We start from the raw sequence: 12,344 nt of genomic DNA on the forward strand, positions 1-12,344 counted from the left end.
CTTCCTGTCAACGGGCACGTCGGCCGGTCAGTGAGCAGCGACCCCGCTGGCCTTGCGTGCCTTGCCTTCGCGCCGGCGGGCATGGAGCACGGGTTCGGTGTAGCCGTTCGGCTGGCGGGTGCCTTCAAACACCAGGTCGCAGGCGGCCCTGAAGGCGATGGAGCCGTCGAAATCGGCGGCCATCGGCTGGTACACCGGGTCGCCGGCGTTCTGGGCGTCCACCACGGCGGCCATGCGCTTCATCGTTTCCATCACCTGGGCCTCGCTGCAGACGCCGTGGCGCAGCCAGTTGGCGATGTGTTGCGAGGAGATGCGCAGGGTCGCCCGGTCTTCCATCAGACCGACATTGTGAATGTCTGGCACCTTGGAGCAGCCGACGCCCTGATCCACCCAGCGCACCACATAGCCGAGGATGCCTTGCGCATTGTTGTCCAGCTCCGCCTGGATGTCCTCTGCCGACCAGTTCGGACGGGTGGCCACCGGGATCGACAGGATGTCTTCCAGCTTTGCCTTCGCCCGGCTGGCGAGCTCGCCCTGGCGGGCCTTCACGCTGACCTTGTGATAATGCAGCGCGTGCAGCGTCGCGGCCGTCGGGGAGGGGACCCAGGCTGTGTTGGCGCCGGCCATCGGATGGGCGATCTTCTGCTCGATCATCGCCTTCATCAGATCCGGCATCGCCCACATGCCCTTGCCAATCTGCGCATGACCAGGCAGGCCGCAAGCCAGACCCACATCCACGTTGTTGGCCTCATAGGCGGCGATCCAGGTGGCAGCCTTCATGTCACCCTTGCGGATCATCGGCCCGGCTTCCATCGAGGTGTGCATCTCGTCGCCGGTGCGGTCGAGGAAGCCGGTGTTGATGAAGAACACCCGGTCCTTGGCCGCCCGGATGCATTCGGCAAGGTTCACCGTGGTCCGGCGCTCCTCGTCCATGATGCCCATCTTCAGCGTGTTGCGGGCCATGCCCAGCACATCCTCGATGCGGGCGAACAGGCGGTCGGCGAAAGACACTTCCTCCGGCCCGTGCATCTTCGGCTTGACGATATAGACCGAGCCCGCGCGGGAATTGGCCCGGCGGCCATTGGCACCGATGTCATGCAGCGCGATGGCAGCCGTCACCATGCCGTCGAGAATGCCCTCCGGCACCTCGTTGCCCTCGGCATCCAGAACCGCGTCAATAGTCATCAGGTGGCCGACGTTGCGCACCAGCATCAGCGAGCGGCCATGCAGGGAGATCATGTTGCCGTCAGTTCCGGTGTAGCTGCGGTCACCGTTGAGACGTCGTGTGACGCTCTTGCCACCCTTCTCGAACGTGTCGGTAAGGTCGCCCTTCATCAGGCCGAGCCAGTTGCCATAGACGACAACCTTGTCCTCGGCGTCGACGGCAGCAACGGAGTCTTCGCAGTCCATGATCGTGGACAGGGCTGATTCCAGAACCACGTCGGCAATGCCGGCAGGGTCCGTGGCGCCGATCGGATGAGCTCGGTCGATCCGGATGTCGAGATGCAGGCCATTGCGCACCAGCAGCACCGAGGCGGGCGCGTCCGGCGCCCCGGTGTAGCCCTTGAGCTGCACCGGATCGGCAAGTCCTGTCTCGCCCGCGTCATTCGTCACGCTCAGCATGCCTGCGGAGAGCTTCAGGCCCGTCACGGTGCGCCAGGATCCGGCCGCGAGGGGAGCCGCGTCATCGAGTACCTTGCGTGCGTGGGCGATGACCTCGGCGCCGCGTGCCGCATCATAGCCGCCGCCTGCAGGCAGGGAGCCCATCGCATCCGTGCCGTAGAGCGCATCATAGAGCGAGCCCCAGCGGGCGTTGGCAGCGTTGAGCGCGTAGCGGGCATTCATCACCGGCACCACGAGCTGCGGCCCGGCGACAGAGGCAATTTCCGGGTCGACATTGGCCGTGCCGACGGAGAAGCGGTCACCCTCCGGCACGAGGTACCCGATGTCCGTCAGGAAAGCCTTGTAGGCGGTCATGTCCGGTGCGCCCGGATTGGCCCTGTGCCAGGCGTCGATCTGCGCCTGCAACGCATCGCGCTTGGCCAGCAGCGCCCGGTTTTCCGGCGCAAGATCGGTCAGGATCGCCGCAAACCCGCCCCAGAACGCATCGGACGAAACGCCCGTTCCGGGCAGCACCCGGTCATTGACGAAGTCATGCAGTTCGCGTGCGATCTTGAGGCCATGCGCCTCGACCCGTTCTGTCATGCCGCTCTCCATTGCGTTGTCCGCGATCCTGCCGGGCAGGGGGACGATCCGTCTGATTGGCAATCACTCTTGTCAGCCCCGGTCATTTCGTCAATCACATGGCAGTCCACATGACCTTTTCCACCAGGGAAACAATCGCAGCCGATCCATCGCCAAAGGAGATGGCAGGACAGTCGCGGCTTGCCAGCATCGCATTTTCCGGTCACTGGTGGCGGCCAACGCGTTGCGCTGCGCACATGTCTGCGGCGCTCTCCCCGCCACAAAGGATTTCCCAGATGATCGAAGCTGCCCGCAGCCTCGGTGCTCGTCTCAACACCAGCCCGGTTCTTCTGCTGACATTGGCCATGCTGTTCTGGGGCGGCAACACCATCGCCGGACGGCTGGCCATCGGTGAAGTCTCGCCCATGGTGATCGTGTTCCTGCGCTGGATCATCGTGGCGGCGCTGATGGGCATGCTGATGCGCGGCCGGCTGGTCGAGGAGTGGCCTCTGGCCCGGCCGCACCTTCCTGCCATGATTGCCATGTCCCTGTTCGGCTTCGTCGGCTTCAACATCCTGTTCTACATCGCCGCCTATTACACCTCCGCGATCAACCTCGGCATCATCCAGGGCTCCATGCCTGCGCTGGTGCTGGCCGGCACGGTTCTGGTGTTCCGGGCAAAGGTGAAGCTGTTGCAGCTGGCCGGCATTCTGGTGACGATCGTCGGTGTCGCGCTGGTGGCGGCCCAGGGTGATTTCGCCAATCTGGCCAAGCTGGAGATCAATCCGGGCGACGGCATCATGCTGATCGCCAGCCTGTTCTATGCGGGCTATACGCTGGCGCTGCGCAACCGGCCGAAGCTGTCAGGCCTTGTCTTCTTCACACTGCTGTCGATCATTTCCGCCATCGCCTCCGTTCCGGCCGTCATCTACGAAATGGCTGCGGGCGCGGCGATCTGGCCCGGCCTCACCGGTTGGGCCATCGTGCTGTTCATCTCGCTGTTCCCATCGCTGCTTGCGCAGATCTACTTCATGCGGGGCGTCGAACTGATCGGGCCGGGACGTGCCGGGGTCTTTATCAATCTGGTGCCGATCTTCTCGGCGATCCTTGCCGTTGTGCTGCTCGGGGAGCCGTTCCGCTGGCATCACGCGGTGGCGCTGGTGCTGGTTCTTGGCGGCATCTGGCTGTCCGAACGAAAGAGCGCGGATCAGTTTCAGTAACTCCTTGTCCGGGAACAGCATTAGACGCTAGAAACGGGCCAAGGCTCAGGTCTGTTTTCCGTATTCCGCTCTGAGGTACTGTTCTCCGTCAGCGCCTTGTGGCACGCGCCGGAGGCATTTCCTCAGGCATCAGAAGGTCGGCGTCATGCACACACCGGTCGTCATCGCCGCCTTTGCGGTCCTGCTGATCGTCATTTCGCTGCTGCAGCCGCTGGCGCGGCGGCTCGACCTTGCGCCAAGCGTGTTGCTGGCCGCCGTTGGCGCGCTCATCGGCGCGCTTGCGGCCTATCTTCTGTATACGCCGCGGACGGATGCCCTGAACGCTCTGGCGCAGGTCTTCGTCAACCCGCCCATCGATTCCGAGACGATCCTTTACGTCTTCCTGCCGCTGCTGCTGTTCCAGACCACATTGACACTGGAGATGCGGCGCATCTTCGAGGATATCGGCCCGATCCTTGTCCTGGCCGTGGTTGCGGTTCTGGTCGCCACGGCCTTCATCGGGCTGGCACTCTATCCGCTCGCCGGTGTCTCCCTGGTCGCCTGCCTGCTGCTTGGCGCGATTGTTGCCACGACGGATCCTGTCGCTGTCGTCTCCATCTTCCGTGATATCGGCGCGCCGGCGCGGCTCGGACGGCTGGTCGAAGGCGAAAGCCTGCTGAATGACGCTGCGGCCATCGTGCTGTTCGTCATCCTGTTCGGCATGCTGACCGGTGCCCAGGCCCCGGAGATGTCCACCGCCATCATGACGTTCTTCCGCTCGTTTGTCGGCGGCGTGGCGTTCGGCCTCGTGGTTGGCCGCATCGCCATCGCGTTCCTTCCGATGATGCGCGACCACAAGCTGGCGCAGGTGACGTTCTCGGTGGCGCTGCCGTACCTGGTCTATGTCCTCAGCGAGCAGGTGGTGGGTGTTTCCGCCGTCGTTGCGGTCGTGTCCACCGGCATTGTCTTTAACCTGTACGGTCCAGCCCGCGTGACCCCGGACGCCTGGTCCTATTTGCACGATGTCTGGGAACAGATCGCCTTCTGGGCAGCGTCCCTCATCTTCGTGATCGCCTCCATCCTGATCCCGGAAATGCTCGACGGCTTCCGGCTGCTGGATGCGCTGCTTCTCGTGGTTCTGATCCTGGCGGCCTTTGTCGGACGCGCGGTGGTGATCTTTGGCTTGTTGCCGCTTCTCAGTGCCGTGCGCGTCGGCGAAGGGGTCAGCAACAAGTACAAGACCGTGATCCTGTGGGGCGGCATGCGCGGCGCTGTGACGCTGACGCTGGCCCTGTCGGTCACCGAGCACCGCAACATTCCGGACGACGTGCAGCACTTCATTGCCGTGCAGGCGACCGGTTTCGTGCTGTTCACGCTTCTGGTCTACGGCACGACCCTGAAGCCGCTGATCAAGATCCTGAAGCTCAACAAGCTGTCGCCGCTGGATGAAGCACTGCGCAACCAGTTCCAGGCCCTGGTCCTGTCGGATGTGCGCGACGGGGTCGACCAGATGGCGTCTGCCTATGCGATCTCGCCTGAGGTCGCCCGCAAGGTCAGCGACGGCTATGCGGCCCGTTCCGCCACCGCCACGGAAGCCAATGCCTTCTCCGAAGACATCATGGACAAGGAACGGGTGCAGCTCGGGCTGATCGCGCTGGCGGACCGGGAACGGGTTCTGGTTCTGCATCACTTCCGCGAAAACACGGTATCGAACCGGACGATTTCCGCACATCTGGCCATTGTCGGTGCGATTGCCGATCTTGCACGCACCAAGGGTCGCGCGGGCTACAACCGCGCTGCCCGCCGGCTTGTTGCCTTCGACACCAGTTTCCGCGCTGCCCAGTCGATCTTCCGCTGGCTGCGGACCGATGCCTTCCTCGGCCGCGTCGTCGCAGACCGGTTCGAGCGGCTGCTCCTGACGCGCATCGTCCTCAACGAGCTGATCCTGTTCAACGTCAAGCGCATTCGCCCGATGGTCGGCGACCGTGTTTCCACCATCCTGCACGAGGTGCTCGACGGGCGAAAGGACGACGTCCTGCAGCAGCTCGAGGCCCTTCGGCTGCAGTATCCCGATTACGCGGATGCACTGGAGCTGGAGTTCCTGCGCCGCACGGGCGAGCGCATGGAAGAGACGGCCTATGCTGAAGCCTACGCCCAGCGGCTGATCGCCTCGGAACTCTACAACGACCTGCAGCGGGAGCTGGCTGTCCACATGGGCGAGACCCGGCAGCGGCCGCATATCGATCTGGGTCTGAAGACGCGTGATCTCATTGCGTCCAATCCGCTGTTTGCGTCGCTCCCGGACCAGCAGCGTGAAACCATCGCACGCTTGCTGCAGCCACAGTTCGTGCTTCCGGGTGAGCACATCATCCGCAAGGGCGAAAAGGGTGACGCTGCCTATTTCATCTCCTCGGGTGCAGCCGAAGTGCGCACGGCCTTCGGCGTCCATCGCATGGGCCGCGGCGATGTCGCAGGCGAGATGGCGCTTTTGACCGGTCAGCCGCGCAGCGCCGATGTGGTGGCCATCGGCTACTGCACCTTGCTGGTTCTCTCGGCGGCAGACTTCCGCAACCTTATCCGGACCTCACCGGAATTGAAGGCCCATGTGGAGCATCTCGCCCAGACCCGTCTCGGCATGAACGCCGCAGAAGCTGCAGCTCTGGCGGAAAAGGCTGCGCAGGATGCGCAGGGAGCGCCAGGCGAGACCACCTCTCCCGCGTGATCCGCATGGGGGTGGGTATGCCACCGCGAACTGTTGGCCAACTGGCTGCCCGGCACTGGCAGAATGCAGCCTGACGCTTGAACTTTGCAGCCAGTTGCCGTCCCATGGCCTCCCATCAGCGAAGAGGACGACCCATGCGCATTCACAAGGCCGGCAGCCGCCCGACGCGACGGGCAAATCCCGATTATTTTACCGGCACCGTCTGGCAGGATGTCGTCGCCGAGCCGGAAGGCTCCGCCCGCGCTGCAGCGCTGTTCGTGCATTTTGAACCCGGCGCCCGCACGAACTGGCACACCCATCCGCATGGCCAGACGATCCATGTCCTGTCCGGCATCTGCCGGGCGCAGCTGCGCGGTGAGCCGGTGGTCGAACTTCATCCCGGCGACACCGTCTTCTTCCCGCCCGAGACCGAACACTGGCACGGTGCCGCGCCGCATTCTGCCATGACGCATCTTGCGATCCAGGAGGCAGAAGGCGGCGTGACGGCCCACTGGCTGGAGCCGGTCAGCGAGACGGATTACACGGCGATCTAGACCGGCAGCAGGACGATCGCCCTGAGGCCACCTTCGGCACGGTTTTCCAGGGTGATCGTGCCGCCATGGGCGTGGATGATCGAGCGGGCGATGGCAAGGCCAAGGCCGATGCCGCCGGTTTCGCTGGAACGGGAGGTTTCAAGCCGGACGAAGGGCTCGAACACGTCTGACATCCGGTCCTGCGGGATGCCCGGCCCGTCATCATCGATGATCAGGCGCAGCTGTCCGTCCTCGACGCTCTGGCTGACGCGGGCAACGGTGCCATAGCGCACCGCATTCTCGATCAGGTTCCGGATGGCCCGTTTCAACGCAAGCGGCCGGCAAGTGAGCCGGAGCGGTGACGTCGCGATCAGCCGCACATCGCGTCCCATGTCGATCTGGTCATCGGTCAGCGCAACCAGAAGGGCAGGAAAGTCGACGGTCTCCTGGCTTTCCTTCACCGCCTCGTCCCGGGCGAAGGCCAGTGTCGCTTCGGTCATCGCGGCCATTTCGTCGAGCGTCGCTATGAACTTCTCGCGGTCCTCGTCGTCCTCGATGAACTCTGCACGGATGCGCAAGGAGGTGATGGGGGTGCGCAAGTCGTGGCTGATGGCAGCCAGCATGCGCGTCCGGTCGCTGACAAACCTGCTCAGCCGCTCCTGCATGGCGTTGAAGGCCTGTGTCGTCTGACGTACGTCCCGTGGGCCAGCCACGGGCAGGGGCGGCACCGTCTCGCCGCGTCCCAGCCGGTCGGCTGCGGCTGCAAGCGCGCGCAGCGGCTGGCTCACCTGCCGGATGGTCAGGGCAACGATCAGGACGATGGCCGCTGCCATCAACGCGATCTGCATCAGCAGCGTCTGGAACGCCGCGCTCGGCGGCGCGCGATGGTTGGTCGTCACATTGAGCCAGTTGCCATCGGCCAGCGGCACCGAGAAGTTGATCGCCAGCAGCGTGCGGCGGATGCGTTCAGCCTGCTTTTCCTCCCGCTCGCGCTGGCGTTCGAGGCGCTTGCTGCGTTCGCTGCCGTCGTCCCCGTCGCCTGCCTGATGAGCGGACGTGTGCGGCTGTGCCGGTGCCTTGCCTCGTCCGATCAGCTGAACGCGAATGTCCTTGCCTGGTCCCAATTCTTCCGACAGCGCATCCTCCAGCCGGCGCTCCGGCGCCGAGCGCCCGGCCGTTGATACGACCGGCTCGGGTGCGACCCAGAACCGGGTGACCGGCGTGCTTGTCGCCTTGAGGATCTGGTCGCGCATTGGTCCGTCGGCGCTGTCGAGCAACGGTACAAGCGTTGCGGCACGCAGGATCACGCCATCGCCGATCGCCTCATAGATGGCGACCCGCCGCTCGCCGGCGAACATCCAGATGGCAAAGCCCTGGCTGGCGACAAGTGCAATGAGCAGCAAGGCAATCAGCTGACCGCCAAGGCTGCGGGGATAGAGCCGCAGGCGCGGCAGGCGCAGGCCTGTCATGGCGTCTCATCCCCCAGCGCCTTGACCTCGGGCGTGAACATGTAGCCGCCGCCCCAGACCGTCTTGATATAGACCGGCTCCTTCGGGTCCGGTTCGATCTTGCGCCTGAGCCGGCTGATCTGGTTGTCGATGGCGCGGTCGAACAGGCCCGGGGCCCGGCCCGTCGTCAGGTCCATCAGCTGGTCACGCGAAAGAACGAGACGGGGGCGCTTGAGGAAGGCGCAGAGCAACTGGAACTCACCGCTCGACAAGGCAACCAGCTCGCCCGCCGCATCGCGCAGTTCCCGCCGGACCACATCCACCGTGAAGCCCTCGAAGGACAGCCGTTCCTGTTCGATGGCGTCGCGGGCCTTCGGGACACTCGCGGTCCGGCGCAGCACGGCCTTGATCCGGGCCAGCAGCTCGCGCGGATTGAACGGCTTGGTGACATAATCGTCGGCACCGATTTCCAGCCCGATGATCCTGTCTGTGTCCTCGGCCATGGCGGTGAGCAGGATGATTGGCGGCGCATCGCCCTCGACCAGAGACCGGCACAGGCTGAGGCCGTCCTCGCCCGGCATCATGACGTCGAGCACAATCAGATCGATCACGGCCGCCTTCAGGGCCTTGCGGGCCTGCGCGGCGCTCTCAGCGGCCGTGGCGCGGAAGCCGTTCTTGACGAGATAGCGCGCCAGTGTCTCGCGGATGTCCTTGTGGTCATCAACGACCAGGATATGGGGGCTCGGCTCACTCATGCTTTCTGACCTTGGGGCGCATTCAGGGGCGCCCAGGCTCTAGGTAGCGCCATTTGCCGGGGCAGGGGAGGGCAAAATGTAACCGACTGTCGCAAGGCGGGGCAGCCGTCACAGCTGGCGACACTTGCGCCTGTTTCCGGTCCTAATTCGGCTGCGAACCGCTCGCTATGTTGGGGTCATCGCAAGCACAAACGCTTGGCGTGACCTCAACGAAGGAGACGTTCCATGAAGACGCTCAAGACCCTTGCCCTGACCTCGGTTGCCGCCACCCTCACTCTCGTGGCCGCAGGCGCCGCGTTCGCCGACGGCGACCGGATGGGATGGGGCGGCAAAGGTGGTCATGGCCCGCGCATGGTTCTCAACCAGTTCGATCTCGACAAGGACGGCGTCCTGACCCAGGCCGAAGTCACCGAAGCCGTCGCCGCCCGATTCGCGGCTGCAGACGCTGACAAGGATGGCAAGGTCAGCCTCGAGGAATTCCGCACCTATCGTCTCAGCGAAGCCGAGCCGATGCGCATTCGCGCCTTCCAGCGCCTCGACAATGACGGCGACGGCAAGGTAACGCGCGAAGAGTTCGACAAGCTGTCGGCCCGCATGTTCTCGCGCCTCGACCGCGACGACGATGGCAATCTCGCCATGATGCCGATGGGCGCGCAAGGCGAAGGCATGGGTAAGGACCACGGGAAAGGCAAGGGCGGTGAACATGGCCGCGGCGGCCCGGACGGTGAACGCGGCGGGCACGGCTTCGGCCCCGGTGATCGCGGCGCAATGATGCTGGGCCTTTTCGAACGCTTTGATATCGACAACGACGGCAAGATCACCCGCGAGGAATTCGACAAGGTGCGCGGTGACCTGTACGCCAAGGCCGACCCGAACGGGGCAGGCAGCTTCGACCTGACCGGATTTGGCGCCATCTTTGCTGAAATGGGCTCGCCGCGTCTCGTCCGCATGTTCCAGCAGCTTGATGCCAACGGTGACCTTGCCATCACGGCGGAAGAGAACTCGGCGCACACCGCGGACATGATCCAGCGACTCGATGCCAACAACGACGGCGTCGTCACCAAGGCAGACTTCAAGAAGATGAAGAAGGACGGCCGCCACGGCAAGGATGGGCGTGAGGACGGCAAGCGCCACGCCGAGGCGGGTGGCAAGGGCGAAGGCCGCCATGGCAAGGGCCCGCATCCGATGCAGCCGGGCGCCGCTGCCCCGACCACGTCCAACTGAGGCGCTGGAATCTCGCCTCAAACGTCCGGTTTCCTTCCCTGCCAAGCCCCCAACCCGGGGGAGGAAACCGCACCAGGGGCCGCGTTCGCGCGGCCCCTTTCTGCATTCAAAAACCCGTGGAAAGCTGCGGGATTAATGATGAATCCGAAGGCAGTGGCGTCTAGCGCATTTTTTATGCGCAGAGCACAAAAAACCGCTTGATCATGACGGCGAATGGATCCATTTAGGTCTTGCCCAAATTCGCACGTGCCCGTGGTCGTCCAAGAATTTCAGTGGCAGCTGATCGCAAACCCCACCACGCTCTTCGGGGGATCAGCAAAACCGGACGGCTTAAAGCAACGACGTAAGAGGGCTTTTTTGGTCTCTGTCGGGTTTCCACATCCCGACGTTACTGAAGAGGCACTTGTTACTTCATTGCCGGCCGTGCGGAGCGTTTTCGTTCCAAGCCAAGGCAGCTCACCCGGAACAGTTCGTAGCCACCGCTGCGCGCTCGACCGCCCGTCTGCGCATGTCGCCAGGCCTCCTTGTCCATATGGGAGGTGCCGTGGTGCCTGCGTCGACGCACCCTGCGCCATGACCTGTTGAACGGGAGACGCCCCGATGACTGACCGTATCCGCGAATTTCTCCGCCGACGCACCGAAGATGGTCCCTGTGTTGTGGTCGACCTCGACGTCGTGCGCGACAACTACGAAGCCTTCGCCCGCGCCCTGCCGGACACCTCCGTCTATTACGCCGTGAAGGCCAACCCGGCACCGGAAATCCTCAGCGCCCTGACCGAGCTTGGCTCGTCGTTCGATTGCGCCTCTGTCGGCGAAATCGAGATGGTTCTGGCCGCCGGTGCCTCTGCTGACCGCATCTCCTACGGCAACACCATCAAGAAGGAGCGCGACATTGCGCGTGCCTTCGAGCTGGGCGTTCGTCTCTATGCCGTCGACTGCGAAGCCGAAGTCGAGAAGATCGCCCGCGCCGCCCCCGGCGTGAAGGTGTTCTGCCGCATCCTGTGCGATGGCGCCGGCGCTGAATGGCCGCTGTCGCGCAAGTTCGGCTGCGCCCCGGAAATGGCTCCGGACGTGCTGGAAGCCGCGCACCGCGCCGGGCTCGAAGCCTTCGGCGTGTCCTTCCACGTCGGCTCGCAGCAGGCGAACCTTGGTGCATGGGACGGCGCGCTGGCGACCGTTTCGGGTGTCTTCCAGGAATGCGCCACCCGTGGCATCTCCCTGCGCATGGTCAACATGGGCGGCGGCTTCCCGGCGCGTTACCTCAAGGACGTCCCGGGCGTTCCGGCCTATGGCCAGGCCATCTTCCAGGCTCTGACCGATCACTTCGGCAACAACCTGCCGCAGACGATCATCGAGCCGGGCCGTGGCATGGTCGGCGATGCTGGCCTGATCGAGGCGGAAGTCGTTCTGATCTCGAAGAAGTCCGCTGACGACACCGTGCGCTGGGTCTATCTCGACATCGGCAAGTTCCACGGTCTGGCCGAGACCATGGACGAGGCGATCCGCTACCCGATCCGCACCCCGCGCGACGGCGATGCGACCGCCCCTTGCGTCCTGGCTGGTCCGACTTGCGACAGCGTCGACGTCCTCTACGAGAAGACGCCGTACGAACTGCCGGTCTCCCTGTCCATCGGCGACAAGGTTCTGATCGAAAGCTGCGGTGCCTATACGACGACCTATTCGACGGTCGGCTTCAACGGCTTCGCAGCCCTTGCATCCTACGTGATCTGAAAGACAAGGCCATGATCGAGATCGTGGACGAGGCTCCGGCTCACACCGGGGCCCGAGAGCTGCTGCTCGACCGGGCGTTCGGGCCGGACCGTCATCAGAAGACCAGCGAGCGCCTGCGCGAAGGGCGTTTGCCGGCGCTTGCCTTCGCCGCGATTGACGACGACGGCGCGCTGGTCGGCACCTTGCGCCTGTGGCACGTGGCCATCGAGGGCGCGCAGTCCGTGCTGCTGCTCGGACCGCTCGCCGTGGAAGCGGCTTGCCGCAGCGAGGGTCTCGGTGCGCGGCTGATGCGTCAGGCATTGAACCGGGCCGCCGTCGCTGGCTATTCGGCGGTAATCCTTGTGGGCGATGCGCCCTACTACATCCGCTTCGGCTTTTCCGCCGGGCTGACCACGGCACTTGATCTGCCGGGGCCGGTGGATCGCGCCCGGTTCCTCGGACTGGAACTCAAGCCCGATGCGTTGTCGGACGCGCGCGGCATGGTTCTGGCGGATGGGCTGTTCGATCCGGTGCTGGATCAGATGATGCCGATGACCGGTCTGCAGGGCTACGCCAAGCGGGCGGCCTGA

The 12,344-nt window shown here is 64.5% G+C and carries 9 protein-coding genes; 6 read left to right on the forward strand and 3 right to left on the reverse strand.

The features are described 5' to 3' along the window. Positions 1-27: 27 nt before the first annotated feature. A complete protein-coding gene (locus OVA12_RS21065) occupies positions 28-2,205 on the reverse strand; it encodes a malate synthase G (RefSeq protein WP_268140604.1) in 2,178 nt (725 codons plus the stop codon). A 275-nt stretch (positions 2,206-2,480) separates the two neighbouring features. On the opposite strand from OVA12_RS21065, the gene OVA12_RS21070 reads away from it, so the two are divergent. The 3 genes from OVA12_RS21070 to OVA12_RS21080 all read left to right on the forward strand — a co-directional run bounded on the left by OVA12_RS21070 (position 2,481) and on the right by OVA12_RS21080 (position 6,638). Then, the gene (locus OVA12_RS21070; protein ID WP_268140605.1) at positions 2,481-3,404 is read left to right on the forward strand and encodes a DMT family transporter; all 924 of its coding nucleotides are present in this window, start codon (positions 2,481-2,483) and stop codon (positions 3,402-3,404) included. A 145-nt stretch (positions 3,405-3,549) separates the two neighbouring features. Next, a complete protein-coding gene (locus OVA12_RS21075) occupies positions 3,550-6,105 on the forward strand; it encodes a cation:proton antiporter (protein WP_268140606.1) in 2,556 nt (851 codons plus the stop codon). A 134-nt stretch (positions 6,106-6,239) separates the two neighbouring features. Further along, a complete protein-coding gene (locus tag OVA12_RS21080; protein ID WP_268140607.1) occupies positions 6,240-6,638 on the forward strand; it encodes a (R)-mandelonitrile lyase in 399 nt (132 codons plus the stop codon). Here the strand turns inward: OVA12_RS21080 and OVA12_RS21085 are convergent. Both OVA12_RS21085 and OVA12_RS21090 read right to left on the reverse strand, forming a co-directional pair. Next, positions 6,635-8,086 (reverse strand): ATP-binding protein, encoded by a 1,452-nt coding sequence (locus tag OVA12_RS21085; RefSeq protein WP_268140608.1) that lies wholly within the window; start codon positions 8,084-8,086, stop codon positions 6,635-6,637. The two genes, OVA12_RS21080 and OVA12_RS21085, sit on opposite strands and share 4 nt — an antisense overlap. Then, entirely contained in the window at positions 8,083-8,820 is a 738-nt protein-coding gene (locus OVA12_RS21090; RefSeq protein ID WP_268140609.1) for a response regulator, read from the reverse strand. Before OVA12_RS21090 ends, OVA12_RS21085 begins: the two co-directional genes overlap by 4 nt. A gap of 225 nt (positions 8,821-9,045) precedes the next feature. Between OVA12_RS21090 and OVA12_RS21095 the strand changes: the two genes are divergently transcribed. The 3 genes from OVA12_RS21095 (at position 9,046) to OVA12_RS21105 (ending at position 12,344) form a co-directional block, all read left to right on the forward strand. Next, complete coding sequence (locus OVA12_RS21095) at positions 9,046-10,044, forward strand: EF-hand domain-containing protein (protein ID WP_268140610.1); 999 nt, start codon at positions 9,046-9,048, stop codon at positions 10,042-10,044. Between the two features lie 600 nt (positions 10,045-10,644). After that, positions 10,645-11,775, forward strand: coding sequence for a type III PLP-dependent enzyme (locus OVA12_RS21100; protein ID WP_268140611.1), 1,131 nt, complete (start codon positions 10,645-10,647; stop codon positions 11,773-11,775). 11 nt (positions 11,776-11,786) lie between these two features. Further along, on the forward strand, positions 11,787-12,344 hold the full coding sequence (locus OVA12_RS21105) for a GNAT family N-acetyltransferase (RefSeq protein ID WP_268140612.1): 558 nt from the start codon (positions 11,787-11,789) through the stop codon (positions 12,342-12,344).

It is taken from the genome of Pannonibacter sp. SL95 (assembly GCF_026672425.1).
GTDB lineage: Bacteria > Pseudomonadota > Alphaproteobacteria > Rhizobiales > Stappiaceae > Pannonibacter.